The sequence below is a fragment of the Glycocaulis abyssi genome, assembly GCF_041429775.1.
GTDB lineage: Bacteria > Pseudomonadota > Alphaproteobacteria > Caulobacterales > Maricaulaceae > Glycocaulis > Glycocaulis abyssi.
This window is the reverse complement of record NZ_CP163421.1, coordinates 1,210,623-1,228,915: the sequence shown is the minus strand read 5'-3', so window position 1 is coordinate 1,228,915 and position 18,293 is coordinate 1,210,623. Positions and strand designations below refer to the sequence as shown.

The following is an 18,293-nucleotide window of genomic DNA, read 5'->3' as shown; positions in this document are numbered from 1 at the left end:
GATACGGCCGTGCGGGCGATTCCGCCCCCATGTCCGAATCCAAAAGAGACACAGGGGAGGTTCCAAGTGAACAGATCAAAAGCGTGGCTGCGCCTGTCTGTCGGTGCCATGGCACTGACCGGAGCGCTGGCCTCGGCAGGCACCGCGATTGCGCAATCTGCCGAAATCATCACCGTGACGGCCCAGCGCCGCGAGCAGTCCGTTCAGGATGTGCCGGTAGCCGTCAGCGCGTTCAGCGCAGCGGATTTGCGCGATTCGTCCATTGCGGGCGTTGAGGGCATTGCCGACCGCACGCCGGGCTTCACCATGACGAGGTTCAATATCGGTGAGCCGCAGCTTTATATCCGCGGCATCGGCTCCACCTCGGATTCTGCGGCTGGCGACCCGTCCGTCGCGGTATCCATCGACGAGGTTTATATCGGCCGGGCCGGCGGCGGTGCGCTGAGCTTCTTTGATATCGAGCGCGTGGAAGTGCTGCGCGGGCCGCAAGGCACGCTCTATGGCCGCAATGCGGCTGGCGGTGCGGTCAACATCATCTCCGCCCGCCCGGATGCCACACAGTCCTTTGGCGAGTTCACCTTCGGCTATGGCGACTATAATGACCGCCTGTTCAGCGCCGTCCTGAACGGTCCGCTGGGTGAAAGCGCTGCGGGGCGTCTGGCCTTCCTCTATCAGGCCCATGACGGCTATTCGGAAAGCGTGCCTTCGGGGTCTGACCTTGGCGGGGCGAGCACCTGGGGTGTTCGCGGCGCGGTAAGCTGGGATGCCGGCAATTGGAGCTTCCTGGCGCAGGCCGATTATGCGCGTGACAGAACCGACGGTCAGGCGCGCGTTCCGGTGCTTGGACCCAATACGAACCCGGCCTTTGTTCCGCTGATCGGCGCGATCCGGGCGGGCCTCAACGAGCGCCAGAGTTTCTCTGACCCGTCCACCTTCCAGGAGCGCGATAGCTGGGGTGTGCTCTTCCGCGCCGATACGAATTTCGGCGATATGGATTTCACCTCGCTGACGTCCTATCGCGGTCTTGAATTCTCGTGGTTTGACGATCTGGGCGGTCTGCCTGTACCGCCCTATGTGCTGCGCGTTGAAGACATCAACGAAGACGAAGCCTGGCAGTTCACGCAGGAATTCCGCCTGTCGCGCACGCTCGATAATGGTGCCTTCTGGGTGGCGGGCCTCTACCTCTTCCACGAGGAAGTCGACCGCAATGAGCGCTTCATCGTGGATGCGCGCCCGCCGCTGCCTGCCATCGCGTCCGGCGACGTGACCTTCTTCCAGGAAGCCACGAACCAGTCCGCAGCCCTGTTTGCCCAGCTGACCATGCCGCTGGCCGATACGCTGAACCTGACCGTGGGTGGCCGGCTGACCTACGATTCCAAGGAAATCTTCGCCCGCGGCGTTGATAACGTAACGCCGGGCGGACCATTCCCCGGCATTCCGCTGGGTCCGCCTCCGGGGCAAGCCTACCCGGCAGGCGCCTCGGGCAGCGAAAGCTGGACCGAGCCGACCTGGCGTCTGGCGCTCGACTGGCATCCGTCTGACAATGTGATGCTCTATGCGTCCTATGACCGGGGCTACAAGTCCGGCCTCTATCCCAGCCAGGCGCAGAGCGCGGTGCAGGCAACGACCCCGCTCGACCCTGAAATTCTCGACAATTTCGAGGTCGGGATGAAGTCGACCTTCGCGGAAGGCCGGGGCATCTTCAATCTGGCGGCGTTCTACACCGACTATCAGAGCCTGCAGGTCTATGAGCTGCTGGGTCTGAACCTGGCCACCTCGAACGCGGACGCTGAAATCCGCGGTGTCGAGGCCGAGTTTGCCCTCCAGGCCAATGATTATTTCCAGTTTGGCGGCTCTTACGCGTATCTCGATGCGCAATACACCTCCGATGCGGTCTCCGGTCTCGGCGTGCTGCTCTATAACGGCAATCAGCTGACCCGTTCGCCGGAGCACCAGTACAATGTCTATGTGGCGCTGGATCTTCCGGTGGCGGCAGGCACGGCGCGTGCGCGCGTCGACTATAACTGGACGGGTGACTATTTCTTCGATCCGTCCAACGCGCCGGAAACACTGGTGGAATCCTACGGCACGGTCGATGCCCGGCTGAGCTGGGGACCGGATGATGCCAACTGGGACATCTCGCTGTGGGGCCGCAACCTCACCGATGAGCTCTATCCCAGCCACATCATCAAGAACCTCGATATCGGGTTCACGGTGTTCGCGCCGCCGCGCACGTTCGGGGCGCAGTTCCGGATGCGTCTGGGCGGATAGTCTTTCGGGGACAGACGCAAGACGGGAAGGGCGGTGCCGCAAGGTGCCGCCCTTTTTGGTGGGAGGGTGTTCGTTTTCCTCCCCCGTTTACGGGGGAGGTGTCAGCGCAGCTGACGGAGGGGGGAGCTTTTGTGAAATCCCCCCCCCTCGGTCCTTCGGACCACTCCCCCCGTAAACGGGGGGAGAAACCGCTGTGCCGCCCTTTTCTCATTTTAAACCAGCCGTTCCAGCCGTCCTTTGCGTTTGACGATATTCTTGTAGTCCCACTGCACGGTGCGGGCTTCGACCAGCCAGCGGCGCAGAAGGTCTTCGTCAATCTGACCGGGCGCGGTGAAGCGCGCCTCGGCGGCCTTGAAACTGCCTTCGGGCTTCAGGCCGGGTGTTTCAAAGGACTGCCCGCTCCAGAACAGCAGGCGCACGCAAGATTTCAGCTTGCTATAGCCCGCGACCGGGTTGCCATTGAGGAACCACACCGGATGTGCGTGCCAGATCTTGCTCTCCGCCTCGGGCAGGGCGTCATCAATTACCCGCCGGAGTGTGTCGCATATCTGGCGATCAGTTTCTGCCTGGGCCGCATGGTAGGCGTCTATGTTCTCAAATCCCGGGGCTTTCATGGAGGGCTCCGTCTAAGACGTTACTGCGCAGCGCTCATGGCCGCGCGCTGGCTGGCCGAATGGGCTGGAACCGGGCGCACGCTGCGCGGATCGATTTCCTCGCCCGTAACCGCATTGCGCAGGACTGGCAGGACGGTTTGCCCCGTGGCCTGCGAGACCAGTTCAACGGGCAGCTTACCCGGTTCACACAGCCAGCGCGCGCCCCAGGCGAAGAAGGCCAGCACGGTGGGGTAGAGCGCGCGTCCGCGTTCGGTTAGCACATATTCAAACCGCTCAGGGCGTGCGTGGTAGCGCTTGCGGGCCAGAATGCCGTGCGAGACAAGCCCCTCAAGCCGGTCCGCCAGCACGCTAGTGGAGACATCGAGCGTTTTCAGGAAATCATCATAGCGCCGCACCCGGTAGAAGCAGGCCGCCAGCACCAGATTGGTCCAGTAATCGCCGAACAGCTCTATCCCCAGCTCGATGGGTTTGCCGCTGGCGCGCATGGCGGGTTGCACCTTGCGCCGGCGCATTTCTTTCAGCGCAGGGGCCTTGCCGGGTACAGGCCCGGGCCGGGGCAGGACATCGCCGGGACGGATGGGTGTTTTCGGGTCTTCGCCTGCCATGATGGGTTCGATAGGCCCGGACCCGTCACGGGCGAGCAGCCGGATAGCGCGGGCGGGATCAGAGCGCGGCGACCAGTCCTGCTCCCACAAGATCAGCATGATGGCGACGCCATAGAGATCACGTCCCATGGCGGTCAGCACATATTCGAATCGCTCCGGGCGCTGCTGATAGGGTCGGCGCTCCAGCAGCCCGGCATCGGTAAGGGTCTTCAACCGGCGCGCCAGCACAGATCTGGCAATGGCCAGCCGCTCCAACCAGTCATCAAAACGGCGCGCGCCGCGGAATGCCTCGCGCAGGATCAGCATGGTCCAAGCCTCTCCCACCACGTCCATGGCATGGGAGACGGGATTGTTCTGAATCATCTGTTTGAGACGGGAATCCATACCAGCACTAGAAACCAACGAATTTCATTACGCAAACGCCCTTGCGGGGTTGAGGCGTCCGGCAAAACCGTCTAGAGTTAGTTTCGCTAACAAAGTGACCTCGCACATGAAGGCCACAACACTGCAGGGATAGTCCGCTTGAGCCGTTTGCCTGACACGATTGAACGCCGTCTGCGCCTGCCGCTGGTAGCCGCGCCCATGTTTCTCGTGTCCGGGCCGGACATGGTGCTTGCTGCGTGCCGCGCTGGTGTGATCGGCTCGTTTCCGGGGCCGAACTGCCGCACGATAGAAGATGTCGAAGCCTGGATGAAGGCTATCTCGGAGGCGCTGACCGATAAGGATGCGCCCTGGGCCTACAACATGATCTGCCATTCCTCCTACCCGCGCTTTGATACCGAGCTGGAGCTGGTGAAGAAATATCAGCCGCCGATTGTCATTACGGCGCTTGGCGGCCCGCAGCGCGTAGTGGAAGCGGTTCACGCCTATGGCGGGCTGGTATTTGCCGATGTGAACTCGGTGGAGTTTGCCGCCAAGGCCGCTGCGACCGGCGTGGACGGTCTGGTGCTGGTGTGTGCGGGCGCTGGCGGACATACCGGCAGGATTGCCAACGTCGCCTTCATCGAGGCCGTGCGCGGCTTTTTCGACGGCATCATCGCGCTTGCGGGCGGCATCTCCACCGGGCGCGGTATACGCGCTGCCGAGGCGATGGGCGCGGACCTGGCCTATATCGGAACCGCCTTCATTCCGGCCGAGGAGAGCCTTGCCCATCCCGATTACAAGGACATGGTGGTGCGTTCTGGCGCATCAGACATTGTGGTGTCCGCATCTGTAACGGGCGTGCCGGCCAGCTGGCTGAAGGAAAGCCTGAAACGTTCCGGGCTGGACCCGGACAACCTGCCCGAAAAGGGCCGGGTACAGTTTGATGATCCGTCGAAAATCCTGAAAGGCTGGAAGGATGTCTGGTCCGCCGGTCAGGGGGTCGGGTCTGTCAATGCGGTCGAGCCGCTAGGCGCCATCGTGGCGCGGCTCGCGCGTGAATATGGATCACACGAGGACGGGGCTGTTGCGCCCCGTCTCGGTCTGGAAAGGAGTGCGCATAATGAACGCCCCGGTGCATGATCCCAATGGCCGTATGGAGCGCGATGCGCCCTCCTGGCTTGCCGATATCGACAATGCCTATCTGCGCGGCCTCTACGCGCCGGTGGCCCATGAGACCACGGCCAATGAGCTGAAAGTCATTGGCGAGATTCCGGCCGATCTGTGCGGCGCCTATATGCGCAACGGCCCCAATCAGGTGTATGCGCCCAAATCCAAGCATCACTGGTTTGATGGTGACGGCATGGTGCACACCATCGCCTTCAAGGATGGCAAGGCGAGCTATCGCTCGCGCTTTGTGCGCACCGCCCACTTCAACGCCAATGCCGCCAAGGGCGAGGAGCAATGGCCGGGCTATATGGGCCATCCTGATCCCAATGCCCCTCCGGGCGCAGGCTCGGACGGCTGGCTGAAGGATTCGGGCAATACCGACCTTATTCTGCATAATGGCGAGGTGCTGGCGCTGTGGTATCAGGCGGGCGTTCCGGTGCGCCTTGATCCGGCGACCGGCGAGACGCTGGGCGAGCAGACCTGGGGCGGCGCGCTGACCCGTCAGGTGTCAGCCCACGCCAAGACCGATCCGGTCACTGGCGAGCTCTTCTTTTTCGATTACAACACCAAGCCGCCCTACATGACCTATCATGTGGTTTCGCGCGAAGGTCAGATGATCCGCAACGTGCCTATCGACGTGCCGGGTCCGCGCCTGCCGCACGATATGGCGATGACGGAAAACTACGCCATCCTGCACGATCTGCCGCTGTTCTGGGATCCCGAGCTTCTGCCGCGTGGCATCCACAAGGTGACCTTCTATCCCGACATGCCGTCACGCTTCGGTGTGATCCCGAAATACGGGCATGAGGGCGATGTGCGCTGGTTCGAAGCCTCGCCCTGCTACATCTACCACGTCACCAATTCGTGGGAGGAAGGCGACTGGATCGTGATGGAGGGCTGTCGGGTGACCGAGCCGTGCCCGGAATCGAAACCCGGCCAGGGCATGTATTCGCGCATGATGGCCTTCCTGCTCCTGAAAGCGCGCTTCCACCGCTGGAAGTTCAATCTGAAAACCGGTGAGACGCGCGAGGAATGGCTGGACGACCGCAATGCCGAGTTCCCGACCGTCAGCGCAGACGTGGCGGGCCGCAAATCGCGCTATTCCTACCATGTCTCCATTCCGACCAATCGCGAGACCATGGTGTTTGACGGGCTTATCAAGTTCGACACGAAGACAGGGTCGTCCCAGAGCCTTAAGTTCAAGGATGGCTGGTACGGGTCTGAAAGCCCGTTTGCGCCACGCCTGAACTCCAATGGCGATGAGGATGATGGCTATCTCATCACCTTCATCACCAATGAGGTGGATGGTCAGTCGGAGTGTCATGTCATTGACGCGAAGGACATCGCGAAAGGGCCGGTGGCCCGTGTGATCCTGCCTTCGCGCGTGCCGGCCGGCTTCCACTCCACCTGGGTGCCGGGAACGGAAATGGGCTGGGCGTAAAAGGCCCTAGCCCACCAGATTGACGCAAGACCCGAAGCGCGCCCGGCAAGCGAGGCGCGCGCGGGTTCTTCTGCGATGACTGTTATAACCAGTACGGGGAGGTCCAGAGCCATGAAGCTCGCAACGCCGAAGAAGATCGCCGAATACCGCAAAGCTGGCTGGTGGGGCGACGATACCTTCTACGACGTTTTCCTGCGCGCGGCGGTAAACCGTCCCCAGGCGCTGGCCGTCATCGACCCGCCTGACCGCGAAGCGCTGACGGGGCGCAAGCCGCGCCGTCTGGTATGGGCCGATCTCGCCGACGAGGTGGAGCGCACCGCCGCTGCCCTGAACCAGCAGGGGCTGACCAAGGGCGACCGGGTGGTCATGCAGATGCCCAATGTCGCCGACACGCTGTCGATCTATCTGGCATGCGCCAAGCTGGGCATCATCCTCAGCCCCGTGCCGGTCCAGTATGCCGGCCACGAATTGCGCCACGCCATGGACTCGGTGCGTCCGCGCGCGTTCATCGCGTCAAAAATGTTCAAGGACCGGGAGCTGGCGCGCGGCTGCAAGGCGGTGGCCGGAGACCGCGCCAAGGTGTTGTCCATGGATGGCGGCGGGGACGGGCTTGTCGATTTTTCTGCCGAGATCAGCCGGGCCAATACCCGCAAAGGCCCCTTTGGCCTTGGCGGTTCGGCCACGAAGGAAAAAGGCACAGCGGACGATTGTTTCACCATTTGCTGGACGTCCGGCACCACAGGCGTGCCAAAGGGTGTGCCGCGGTCTCATAATCACTGGCTGGCCATCGGTCCGGCGACCTATCACGGCATGGCGATCCAGCAGCATGACGTGCTTCTAAATCCGTTTCCGATGACCAATATGGCCGCGATTGGCGGCATGCTTGTCTCCTGGCTCCTCAGTGAAGGCACGCTGGTTCTCCATCACCCGTTCGACCTGCCGGTCTTCCTCAAGCAGCTTGTCACCGAGAAGGTGACGGCGACCATCGCGCCGCCTGCCGTGCTGACCATGTTGCTGAAGCAGGAAGGGCTGCTCGACCAGTTCGATCTGTCAAAACTGCGCGTGATCGGGTCGGGCTCTGCGCCGCTGTCGGAGTTCATGGTCAAGGGCTGGCAGGAACGCGGCGTCGAGATCGTCAATCTGTTCGGCTCCAATGAGGGCATTTCGCTCTGCTCCGGCCCGGAGGATGTGCCTGATCCTGCCTTGCGGGCAACGGCCTTTCCGCGCTTCGGCCACAAAAGTGCGAACTTTGCCAACCCCATGCATGAGCGCGTCGAGACAAAGCTGGTCTCCATCGAGACCGGCAAGGCTGTCACCGCGCCCGGCGAGGATGGCGAGCTGCTGGTGCGCGGACCGTCGGTCTTTGAAGGCTATTGGGGGTCCACGGCGGCTGATCTGAAGGAAGTGTTCGATGCGGACGGGTATTTCCGCACGGGCGATCTGTTCCAGATATCTGCCGATGACGATAGCTTCTTCGTGTTCCGGGGGCGCGCCAAGGACATCATCATCCGCGGCGGGGTGAATATCTCCGCCGCCGAGCTGGATACGCTGCTGGAAGGTCATCCCAAGCTCGCCGAGGCGGCTGTGTTCGGCATGCCGGACGAGGTGATGGGCGAGCGCATCTGGGTCGCAGCCGTGCCCAAAGAGGGTGAGACGGTGACGCTCGAAGAGATTGTCGAGTTCCTCAAGGCCAAGGAAATCGCCAATTTCAAACTGCCCGAGCAGATGATCCTTGTGGACGCGCTGCCGCGCAATCCGCTGAACAAGGTGCTGCGCTGGCGGCTCGTCGAAATCGCGAAGGAACAGGGCGCATGAGTGGGCCCGTCTTCATCCTTGGCGGCGCGCAAAGCGATTTTGCTGCCAACTGGACGCGTAATGACAAATCGCTGTTCGACATGGTCGCCGATACCACGCGCGCGGCGCTGGCGGATGTCAACATGGACGCCGCAGAGATCGACGCGGTGCATGTTGGCAATTTCGCCGGTGAGCTGTTCTGCGGGCAGGGGCTGCTGGGCGGCTTCATGGGCCATGTCGATCCGGGTTTTGAAGGCAAGCCCACCAGCCGCCACGAGGCGGCGTGTGCCTCCGGCTCGATGGCGATCCTCGCCGCCATGAGCGACATCCTCGCTGGTCATTACGATACGGTCGCGGTGGTCGGCGTGGAGATGATGCGCAATGTGCCGGGCGAAACGGCCGCGCAGCATCTGGGCAGCGCCGCGTGGGCGGGGCGCGAGGCGCTGGGCGCGCGCTATCTCTGGCCTGCCATGTTCTCTGATCTGGCCGAAGAATATGACCGCCGCTACGGGCTGAAATACGAGCATCTGGCCGCGATCTCGAAGATCAATTTCGACAATGCCAAGCGCAATCCCAACGCCCAGACGCGAGCCTGGCAGTTCGGCGAGGGCAGTTTTGTGCAGGATGACGAGGCCAATCCGGTCATCGAAGGCTGGATGCGCCGGTCTGATTGCGGGCAGGTGACCGATGGATCTGCCGTTATCGTGCTGGCAGGCGAGAAGGCCGCGCGTGAGTATGCAAAGCGGCGCGGGCTGGATCGGGCCGCCATTCCCCGCCTTAAAGGCTGGGGACACACCACTGCGCCGCTGCTGATGGATGCCAAGCTGGAAAAATCGCGCAAGGAGGGCGGCTACGCCCTGCCATGGACGCGCCAGGCCATCATTGATGCGTATGCGCGGGCGGGTATTTCAGGCCCCGATGATGTTGACGGTATCGAGACGCATGACTGCTTCTCCGTTACCGAATACATGGCGATCGAGCATTTTGGCCTTACCGCGCCCGGCGAGGGCTGGAAAGCGGTCGAGGACGGGACAATCGCGTTTGATGGCAAGCTGCCGGTGAACCCGTCTGGCGGGCTGATCGGGCTTGGCCATCCTGTCGGCGCGACCGGCGTGCGCATGGCGCTGGACGCTGCGCGCCAGACCTCGGGCAGGGCAGGCGATATGCAGGTGGAGGGCGCGAAAACCTTTGCCACCTTCAATGTCGGCGGCTCCGGCACGGCGAACGTGTCTTTCGTGATCGGGGTTTAGGCCGCCTCCTTCTCCCTTCGTCATTCCGGGGGAGCGTAGCGACACCCGGAACCCAGTTTTTACCAAGATATCTGGGTTCCGGCTCTGCAGCTTCGCTGCGGCCGGAATGACGAGTGAAGTTGAACTTTGAAGAGAAAAATCTCCCATGACCCAGACCTATATTTATGACGCTGTCCGCTCGCCACGTGGCAAGGCCAAGGAAGATGGCGGGCTTGCCGCCCTGAAACCGCACGCCCTGACCGGCCAGCTCATCGACGCGCTGGCGGCGCGCAATGGCGCGGACGCGGTGCGCGGCGCGGCCAGCCTGACGCTCGGCTGTGTGGGGCAGGTGGGCGCGCAAGGGGGCCATATTGCGCTCGTCACCCGCCTGCATACGGGCCTTCCCGATGTGGTGCGGGCGCTGACCATCAATAATTATTGTGTGTCCGGCCTGACGGCGGTCGGCATGGCTGCCAGCGAAGCAGATGCAAGCGGCGATGACCGGCTTCGCCTTTCAGGCGGGGTGGAGATGATGAGCGCGGTGCCGTTCATGGGCGACAAGGCGCACTATTATGCTGACGCTAAAACCGCCGCCGCGCTGCGCTATGCGCCGGTCGCGCTGTCGGCGGATCTGATGGCGACGATGGAAGGCTTTTCCAAGGATGATCTGGACGCCGTGACGGCCCGCTCCCACAATCGTGCGGCGGCCGCGTGGGAGAAGGGCGGCCTTTCGGAGGTGATCGCCATCAAGGGCGGGGACGGGCAGGTCTCACTGACCCATGATGAAAGCGTGCGCGCAGGCATGAGCGTAGAAAAGCTGGCCGGGTTCGGCCCCGCTTTCGCCGAGATGGGCGCCGCGGGTTTCGACGCGGTGATGCTGAAAGCCCGGCCTGAGCTCAAAGAGATCAACCATGTCCATTCGGTCGCCAACTGCCCGCCCGTGTGCGATGGCGCGGCGCTGGCGCTGGTCGGCTCCAAGGGCGCGGGCGAGGCGGTGGGTATCAAGCCAAAGGCGCGCATCCGCGCGGCTGTTGAAGCCACCGGTGATCCGGTCCTGCAGCTCACCGCCGGCTTTGCCGCCATGGAGCAGCTCCTCAAAAAGACCGGCCTGAAACTGTCGGACTTTGACCGCATCGAGTTCATGGAAGCCTTCGCGGCGACACCGGTGAAGTTTGAACGCGATTATCAGCCCGACATGGACAAGGTGAACCCGGAGGGCGGGCATCTTGCCATGGGCCACCCGATGGGCGCGTCCGGCGCGATCCTGCTTGCGACCATGCTGGGCGGGCTGGAGCGTTCTGGCGGCAGCCTTGGTCTCATCGTCGCTCATGGCGGGTCCGGCGTTGGCAGCGCGATGGTGGTGGAGCGGGTGTGACCGTTTTATTGCCCGCTTGCGGGCCGTCTTCCTTGCGCTAGTGTGGCGGGTGGTTAACGCCGGTCAGTGAGGGCGCGGCGCACGCGATGGGGGAATAAGATGGTTCGCGACTGGCAGGGCGCACTGGCGGCGCTGACACTGGCGTTTGGTGTATCGGCGGCTGGCTGGGCCTTGCAGGAGGACTCTGATCCGCCCGCAGACGCGCAAGCGGCTGGCCAGGAGGCGGGATCAGAAGAGGCGGGCGACGAAGCGTCTGCGCCTGAAGAGGCGGCGTCCTCCCTGCTGGAAAGCCTGCCCGCGCCAACCCTGCATAATCTGGCGGAGGGCGATATCGTCCCCGTCATCTGCCCGTTCCGCGATACCATCGGCTATGAGCCGGGCGAGATAAGCTGCGGGTTGCTGGCCGTGCGCGAAAACCGCGAGGCAGAGACCAGCCGCGTCATCCAGCTTCTGTACGTGAAAATCCACGCGCGCGGGCCGGAAGATGAAGACGGTGACGAGCCAGATGATGGCGAAGAGCAGGCTTACGAGCCGCTGGCCGACCCGATCATCTATCTGACCGGCGGGCCGGGCGTCGGTGTGCCGAGCTATGTGGAGCGCTTTGTCGATCATGCGGCCACCGAGACGCGCGATGTGTACATCCTGCAGCAGCGCGGCATCACGCAGTCAGGTGATTTCTGCCCGCTTTATTCTCTTGAAGAGCCTGCGCTGAACGTTGCCCGCAACACGGCCGAGCAGGAAGAGTTCGAGCGCCGCCGCCTTGCCCGCTGCTTTGAGCGCGCGCTGGCCGAGGGCGTGGACCTGTCGGCCTACAACACGGTGGAAAATGCCCGCGATGTGCGCGCGCTGCGTGAGGCGCTGGGCTATGAAAGCTGGAATGTCTGGGGCATTTCCTATGGCTCCCATCTGGGCCAGATGCTGACGCGTGTCGACGCGGAGGGTATTCGCGCGCTGGTGCTGGATGCCATCGTTCCCAACGATCTGGAAAACCTGATGCGCATTCACCGCTGGGCGGCGCGCGTTCTTGAGCACATCGTGACGACGTGTGAGGGCGATGCGGCTTGTGCACGCGCCTATCCGGATCTGGAGGCGCGCACCTATGCGGCCATCGCCTCGCTGCAGGAAAATCCGGTTGTCGTGACCGTGTCCGACACGGAAGTCTTCCCCGGTGGCGAGGTGAGCGTTGGTGGCCAGGCCATCGCCTTTGCGCCCTTTATGATGATGTACGAGCAGAGCACCTATCCGGGGCTCGCCGCTGTTCTGAACGCTATGGTGCGTGCTGCCGAGCGCCGCGACGAGACGGTGTTCACCGCCATTGCGCTGGGCGGCGGCGGAGACCTTGCCGGCGGGGATTTCTCTCCGGGCATGAACGCGGCCATTTCCTGCAATGACGGGTACACTTGGCAGAGTGCGCAGGTGATCGCCGAGGACATGGGCGAGGTGCCGGGGCTTGCCGGCCTTATCGGTTCTGTTGAGGGCGCGGCGGCCAGTCAGGCCCTGTGCGAGCAATACGGTATGGGGCTGCGCGACCGGGCTGACTATATGCCTGTCAGCTTTGACGGCCCGTCACTTATCGTGAACGGGGCGTGGGATCCGGTCACGCCGCCTGATCTTGCCCGCCAGATCATGCCGGGCTTTACCAATGGCCAGTATCTCGAAGTGCCGTTCGCCGGGCACGGGCCTACCCGTTCGGACGAGTGTACGGCCGAGGTCATGGTGGCGTTTTTCGACGATCCGTCTGCCGAGCTGGATACCTCGTGTGTGGAAACAGCCAATGGCGAACCGTCCTTCGTCATTGCGATGACATCGCGCTTTGTAGCTCGCGCGATTGTGGGCGTGGAGGAAGAGCCGGAAAGCTTCTTCGCTTTCCTCGCATGGGGCGGCATCTCTGCGCTCCTGCTCGGTATCGCGCTGATCGTGTTCCCGGTGGCATTCGTTCTGCGCCGTATTGACCGCAACGCGTCTGCCAATACCGGCGGCGCGCGGGCGGCCAGCGTTGTTGCAGCGGCGCTGGGCGTTGGCGGTCTTGCCGTGCTCGGCTATGCCGCCTGGCATACCAGCGAAATTTCCCCGATCCTGCTGATTGCCGGGTTTGCCGGTCCGGCCCGGATAGGCGCGTGGGCCATATTGCTGGGCGGACTTGCAGGTCTGGCGGCCCTGTTCCTGGTGGCCGGCGCGCGCCTGTCTTCAGGGCGCATGGCAATCGGCACGCTGGGCGGAATTGTGCTGACGGGGCTGGCGGCGGTTTCGCTGGCCATCTTTGCGGCGGTGACCGACCTGACACCTTTCTAGGGAAACTCTGGTGACGCCTAGTGAATACAAGTCAATGGAGGGCACTCGGATAATCGCGGGTGTCGGTGTCGTAGCCGTTTTGCCCGGCGCTGGTTTGGTAAGCGGCTCTGAGGCTGGCGGGCCATTGTTTGGAGCAGCTATCATTTTCTTGGCAGCCGCTTACTTTTTTTGGGTGCTTACGGACGCGACTTACCATCTAACGGTTCTTATAGACCAACGACGTCAGCCATATCCTGAAAAGCTCGTTCGAGACGCGCATTTATTTCAGTGGTTAATGATTGTCTTTTTGTGTGTATCGGTCGTCAGCTGTCTGATGGGGTGGGCCGCAGAGAGGTCGACGATAAGGTTAGGTGTGAGTGCTAATGTTGGCTGGTTCGTCACTGCTATAGTGACCGCTGCGGTCATTCCCATGGTTTTCTGGGGTAACGCCAAGCGAAATGCGTACTTGATGGATGTTCGTGCGATGCGAGACCAGTAGCTACCGTACGGATGTTTGTGGGAGTGCATTTGTGTTGTGCAGCTACCGACCCTGGCCACCCCCTTGCAGGGCGGCGCGCTTAAGTCCATGACGTCATGGACTTAAGCGCGCACCTGTGGGTGAACCCCAAATGCCCCTGCCGATCATACTTCTGGGAATAGTCCTGGCCGCCACAATGGCGCTCTTCCTTTCGGGAAGGCTGCGCCATGATGTGGTGGCGCTGGCGGCGCTGGTGGCCTGTGTCCTGCTGAGCCTCGTGCCTGCAGGGGACGCCTTTGCCGGGTTCGGCCACCCGGCCGTCATTACGGTGGCGTGCGTGCTGATCCTGTCAGGCGCGTTGCAATCGGCCGGGACGGTGGATGTGATCGCGCGTACCGTGCTGCCGAAAAACGCGCCTCCCGCAGTGATGCTGATATCGCTGTCGGTGCTGGCCGCCTTCCTGTCGGCGTTTATGAACAATGTCGGCGCGCTGGCCCTGCTGATGCCCATTGCGCTGCAGATCGCCCGCAAGCAGGGATTGCCGCCGGGGCGCCTGCTCATGCCGCTCTCCTTCGCGTCAATCCTGGGGGGCATGACAACGCTTATCGGCACCCCGCCCAACCTGATCGTGTCGGGCTTTCGGGCAGAGGCTGGTCCGGGGCCGTTCGCCATGTTCGACTTTGCGCCCGTGGGGTTGGCGGTGGCGGGCGCTGGCATTCTCTTCGTGCTCGCACTGTCATGGCTGCTGGTGCCGCGCCGTCATTCTCCGTCAGCGGAAGGTTTCGAGACGGGCAGCTATCTTACCGAGGCGCGCGTGCTGGATGACAGCTCGGCCAACGGCAAGACCCTGCGCGAGCTGCAGGCCAAGCTGGATGAAGCCAGTGCGCAGGTTCTGGCCCTCATCCGCGACGAGACCCGCTATCCCTCTCCCCACGCCAACCGCAAGGTGAAGGCCGGAGACCTGCTTGTCATCGAGGCGGATCCGGAGGGGCTGACATCGGCGCTGTCGGCGCTGGGCCTGCAGCTCGAAGAAGAAGCCTCCACGGTCCCTGAGGACGAGGAAGACGCAGACGAGACCGTCCAGCCCGAAGAGGCAGCGCCCGGCGACCGCCGGCGCATTGTCCATGCTGATGAAGTTCACCTTGCCGAGTATGCGGTATCGCCCGGCTCGGCGCTCGCCGGGCGCTCGGCCAGTGACATCCGTCTGCGTACCCGTTTTCAGGTCAATCTGCTGGCGGTTTCGCGCAATGCCGCGCACTCGCGTGCGCGTCTGCGCACGATGAAGCTGAAAGAGGGCGATGTGCTGCTGTTGCAGGGCAGCGAAGAGGCGCTGGCAGAGTTTGCCTCCCACATGGGGTGTGTGCCGCTGGCAGAACGGCCCTTGCGCCTGCCCGATGCCCGCAAGGCGATTGCCGCTGCCGCCATCATGGGCGGCGCGGTGGCGCTGGCGGCCACCGGAACGCTGCCCGCCGCCATGGCGTTCGCCGCCGGTGTGCTGGCCGTGATGGTGCTGCGGATCATTCCGCTGCGCAATGTTTACGACAATGTCGACTGGCCGGTCATCGTGCTGCTGGGCGCGCTCCTGCCGGTGGCCGGAGCGCTGGAAACCACCGGTGCTGCCGGATTCCTCGCCGATCAGCTCCTGTCCCTCACCGGGCAGGCCGGGCCGGCTCTGGTGCTGGCGATCATTCTGGTCGTCACGATGACATTGTCTGATTTCATGAACAATGCCGCGACCGCGGCGGTGATGTGTCCCGTCGCGATCAGCCTTGCTGCCGGAATGGGCGTCAGTCCCGACCCGTTCCTGATGGCCGTGGCCGTGGGGGCGTCCTGCGCCTTCCTGACGCCGATCGGCCACCAGAACAACACGCTTATCCTGGGACCTGGCGGGTTCCGCTTTGGCGATTACTGGCGGCTTGGCCTGCCGCTGGAAGTCGTCGTCGTGGCGGTGGGTGTGCCCATGATCCTTCTTGTGTGGCCTTTGTGAGAAACGAAAACCCATGACCGAAAAGAGCGACGGCGCACTGTCCCATATCAAGGTGCTCGACCTTTCGCGCGTGCTGGCAGGCCCGTGGTGCGCCCAGATACTCGGAGATCTGGGCGCGGACGTCATCAAGGTGGAAAATCCTGATGGCGGGGATGATACGCGTGGCTGGGGGCCGCCCTTCATGCCCGGCGAAGACGGCCGGCAGGGCGATGCCGCCTATTATCTGTGCGCCAACCGCAACAAGCGGTCCATCGCGGTCAATCTGCGCGAGCCTGAGGGGCAGGCGATTGTCCGCCAGCTCGCCGCGCAAAGCGATGTCGTGGTGGAAAACTACAAGACCGGAGGACTGAAACGCTTCGGTCTGGACTATGAAACGCTGAAAGCTGACAACCCCTCTATTGTGTATTGCTCAGTAACGGGGTTTGGCCAGACCGGGCCGAACGCGCACCTGCCCGGCTATGATTTTCTGATCCAGGCGATGGGCGGGCTGATGAGCGTGACCGGCGAGGACGCGCCGGTGAAGGTCGGTGTGCCGATCGTCGATCTGTTCACAGGCGTCTATGCTGCCGGTGCGATACTGGCCGCTCTGGTTGCGCGCGATCAGGGCAAGGGCGGACAATATATAGACATGGCCCTGTTTGACGTGCAGGCGGCCATGCTGGCCAATCAGGCATGCAATTTCCTTGTCGGCGGCAAGGTGCCGGGCCGGATGGGGAACCGGCACCCCAATATTGTTCCCTATCAGGATTTCCCCACTGCGGACGGCCGCATTGCGGTCGCTGTCGGCGCTGACAGGCAGTTCCGCGCCTTTGCCGGCGTGCTGGGATGCCCGCAATGGGCCGATGATCCGCGCTATGCGCGTAACGCGGCGCGCGTTGAATACCGCGAAGAGCTTTGCGGTGAAATCGCCCGCATCATGCGCAGCCGGTCCAGTGATGAGTGGCGGGCCGCGCTGGACGCCGCCGGCATACCATGCGGACCGATTCAGGGGCTCGACAGTGTGTTTTCGGAGCCACAGGCGCTGGCGCGCGAGCTGACATTCGGCATGGATGTTACCGGGTCGGGAACGGCGACTCTGGTGGCCAATCCGATGCGCCTGGCGGCGACGCCGCCTCGCTATGACAAGGCCCCGCCACGATTCGCAGAGCACACGCTCCAAGTGTTGCAAGAACGCCTCGCGATGTCACAAACTGACATTGCAGGGCTGAAAGAACGCGGAATACTTGCGTGAGCGGTATTCTTTTTGGAACCGAAGCACTGGCATCTTCGTTAGAAATCCGCTAATCCATTAGCAGAAGCGCCGGGTTCCGGCTGTTTCGTGCGTCCAAACGGCGCTTTGTACATCACGCTCAACGAAGGACGTATTCCGCGTCCGGAGGGGGAATTATGAAAAATAGGCTTCTTACAGCTGCTGCTGTCGGTGCCTTTCTTGCTCTGCCGTCCGTAGCGGCAGCTCAGGAAGGCTGGTACGTCCGCGGCGCTCTTGGTTATGGCGCTCCTGGCGATGCCAACGTCACTAGCCCCGGTTTCACGGCCGCTCCGAGCCGTCAAATCAGCGGCGAAAGCAATTTCCGCGAAGCGCTCGCGCTTGGCTATCAGACCGGCAACAACTGGCGCTTTGAGGGTGAGCTGGCTCACCGCTTCAACCAGACTGGTGCCATGGGCAACTTTGAAGAGAGCAACAGCTCTGTTCACGCCTGGTCGCTGATGGCGTCTGCCATCTATGACTTTGCCGGTTCTGACTGGTACCGTCCGTATGTCGGTGCCGGTATCGGCTATGTGCGCTCGCAGTTCTCCGGCATTGGCGCCAGCACGGGTACGGCCATGGCCGGGTCTGTGCCGGTTGAAATCCGTGGCGATGACAGCGCTCTCGGCTATCACCTCCTGGCCGGTATCGGCTGGGTGCTCTCCGACAACGTGATGCTCGACACCGAGTATCGCTATTTCGGTTACGGCTCCACCTCCTACACCAATGGTAGCGTTGGTTCGCTGCGTGGCCACGAGGCTTGGATCGGCCTGCGTTATCTGTTTGCCGCTCCGCCCCCGCCGCCTCCGCCCCCGCCGCCCCCGCCGCCTCCGCCTCCTCCGCCGCCTCCGCCGCCGCCTCCGCCGGCATGCGAAGACGCGCAGTTCGTGGTGTACTTCGAGTGGGATCGTGCCAACCTGACGGATCAAGCCCGTCAAGTGGTCAACAACGCTGTCAACAACGCCCGCAACTGCGGCGTGGCCAGCGTCCAGATCGACGGTCACACCGACACGTCTGGTTCGGCCACCTACAACCAGGGCCTCTCCGAGCGCCGCGCCCGCGCGGTTCGTGACGAGATGGTTCGTCTGGGCGTCCCGACGGGTTCGATCTCTCTGAACGCGTTTGGTCAGACCCAACTGGCTGTTCAAACCCGTGACGGTGTGCGCGAGCCGCTCAACCGCCGTGCGGAAGTGACGATGGATCTGCGCTAGTCGCACGCTCCATAGTCTGAATGCCTGATGGACGGCCCGGTGTTTTCACCGGGCCGTTCTTCTTTGTGCCCGGGCCAGACTGGCCAGCAATCCTTTGCTGCGCTGGCGCAGCGCCTTCGCGCCGGGTTGACCCGCCTGCCGCCACGGCGCAAGACAGGGCCATGACGTCATGGCCGGGCGGGATACCTGCTTTCCGGTGCGCCGTGCGCAATCGCGCCGCGACATGACACCAACCGAATTT

General features: G+C 63.1%; 12 protein-coding genes. 10 read left to right on the top strand and 2 right to left on the bottom strand.

Annotated features, from left to right (window positions below; translation table 11 throughout):
• The first annotated feature begins 66 nt into the window (after positions 1-66).
• A complete protein-coding gene (locus AB6B38_RS06005; protein ID WP_371394870.1) occupies positions 67-2,271 on the top strand; it encodes a TonB-dependent receptor in 2,205 nt (734 codons plus the stop codon).
• A 212-nt stretch (positions 2,272-2,483) separates the two neighbouring features.
• Here the strand turns inward: AB6B38_RS06005 and AB6B38_RS06000 are convergent, their stop codons facing one another.
• Together AB6B38_RS06000 and AB6B38_RS05995 are read right to left on the bottom strand one after the other, a co-directional pair.
• The gene (locus AB6B38_RS06000) at positions 2,484-2,885 is read right to left on the bottom strand and encodes a DUF1801 domain-containing protein (RefSeq protein ID WP_371394869.1); all 402 of its coding nucleotides are present in this window, start codon (positions 2,883-2,885) and stop codon (positions 2,484-2,486) included.
• Positions 2,886-2,905: 20 nt separating this feature from the next.
• Positions 2,906-3,853 carry a winged helix-turn-helix transcriptional regulator gene (locus tag AB6B38_RS05995; protein WP_371394868.1) on the bottom strand — a complete coding sequence of 316 codons (948 nt, stop codon included), beginning with the start codon at positions 3,851-3,853 and terminating at the stop codon, positions 2,906-2,908.
• Between the two features lie 159 nt (positions 3,854-4,012).
• Here AB6B38_RS05995 and AB6B38_RS05990 point away from each other — a divergent pair, with 159 nt between their 5' ends.
• The 9 genes from AB6B38_RS05990 (at position 4,013) to AB6B38_RS05950 (ending at position 18,052) form a co-directional block, all read left to right on the top strand.
• Positions 4,013-4,993: an NAD(P)H-dependent flavin oxidoreductase gene (locus AB6B38_RS05990; RefSeq protein WP_371394867.1), complete on the top strand. Its 981-nt coding sequence runs from the start codon at positions 4,013-4,015 to the stop codon at positions 4,991-4,993.
• Entirely contained in the window at positions 4,974-6,461 is a 1,488-nt protein-coding gene (locus tag AB6B38_RS05985; protein ID WP_371394866.1) for a carotenoid oxygenase family protein, read from the top strand. Before AB6B38_RS05990 ends, AB6B38_RS05985 begins: the two co-directional genes overlap by 20 nt.
• Before the next feature lie 111 nt (positions 6,462-6,572).
• The gene (locus tag AB6B38_RS05980) at positions 6,573-8,276 is read left to right on the top strand and encodes a class I adenylate-forming enzyme family protein (protein WP_371394865.1); all 1,704 of its coding nucleotides are present in this window, start codon (positions 6,573-6,575) and stop codon (positions 8,274-8,276) included.
• A complete protein-coding gene (locus tag AB6B38_RS05975; protein WP_371394864.1) occupies positions 8,273-9,505 on the top strand; it encodes an acetyl-CoA acetyltransferase in 1,233 nt (410 codons plus the stop codon). The genes AB6B38_RS05980 and AB6B38_RS05975 overlap by 4 nt, the downstream gene beginning before the upstream one ends.
• Before the next feature lie 145 nt (positions 9,506-9,650).
• Positions 9,651-10,859, top strand: a complete 1,209-nt coding sequence (locus AB6B38_RS05970) for an acetyl-CoA C-acyltransferase (RefSeq protein WP_371394863.1) — start codon at positions 9,651-9,653, stop codon at positions 10,857-10,859.
• Between the two features lie 99 nt (positions 10,860-10,958).
• Positions 10,959-13,151, top strand: a complete 2,193-nt coding sequence (locus AB6B38_RS05965) for an alpha/beta fold hydrolase (protein WP_371394862.1) — start codon at positions 10,959-10,961, stop codon at positions 13,149-13,151.
• A 608-nt stretch (positions 13,152-13,759) separates the two neighbouring features.
• Positions 13,760-15,595, top strand: coding sequence for an SLC13 family permease (locus AB6B38_RS05960; protein WP_371394861.1), 1,836 nt, complete (start codon positions 13,760-13,762; stop codon positions 15,593-15,595).
• Between the two features lie 13 nt (positions 15,596-15,608).
• On the top strand, positions 15,609-16,826 hold the full coding sequence (locus tag AB6B38_RS05955; RefSeq protein ID WP_371394860.1) for a CaiB/BaiF CoA transferase family protein: 1,218 nt from the start codon (positions 15,609-15,611) through the stop codon (positions 16,824-16,826).
• Between the two features lie 155 nt (positions 16,827-16,981).
• Entirely contained in the window at positions 16,982-18,052 is a 1,071-nt protein-coding gene (locus AB6B38_RS05950) for an OmpA family protein (protein WP_371394859.1), read from the top strand.
• The last annotated feature ends 241 nt before the right edge of the window (positions 18,053-18,293 follow it).

Bases quoted from the DNA above. Each gene is read 5' to 3' on its own strand.
- AB6B38_RS06000 (WP_371394869.1), bottom strand. From the start codon at position 2,885: ATGAAAGCCCCGGGATTTGAGAACATAGACGCCTACCATGCGGCCCAG.
- AB6B38_RS05995 (WP_371394868.1), bottom strand. From the start codon at position 3,853: ATGATTCAGAACAATCCCGTCTCCCATGCCATGGACGTGGTGGGAGAG.
- AB6B38_RS05985 (WP_371394866.1), top strand. From the start codon at position 4,974: ATGAACGCCCCGGTGCATGATCCCAATGGCCGTATGGAGCGCGATGCG.
- AB6B38_RS05980 (WP_371394865.1), top strand. From the start codon at position 6,573: ATGAAGCTCGCAACGCCGAAGAAGATCGCCGAATACCGCAAAGCTGGC.
- AB6B38_RS05975 (WP_371394864.1), top strand. From the start codon at position 8,273: ATGAGTGGGCCCGTCTTCATCCTTGGCGGCGCGCAAAGCGATTTTGCT.
- AB6B38_RS05970 (WP_371394863.1), top strand. From the start codon at position 9,651: ATGACCCAGACCTATATTTATGACGCTGTCCGCTCGCCACGTGGCAAG.
- AB6B38_RS05965 (WP_371394862.1), top strand. From the start codon at position 10,959: ATGGTTCGCGACTGGCAGGGCGCACTGGCGGCGCTGACACTGGCGTTT.
- AB6B38_RS05960 (WP_371394861.1), top strand. From the start codon at position 13,760: ATGCCCCTGCCGATCATACTTCTGGGAATAGTCCTGGCCGCCACAATG.
- AB6B38_RS05955 (WP_371394860.1), top strand. From the start codon at position 15,609: ATGACCGAAAAGAGCGACGGCGCACTGTCCCATATCAAGGTGCTCGAC.
- AB6B38_RS05950 (WP_371394859.1), top strand. From the start codon at position 16,982: ATGAAAAATAGGCTTCTTACAGCTGCTGCTGTCGGTGCCTTTCTTGCT.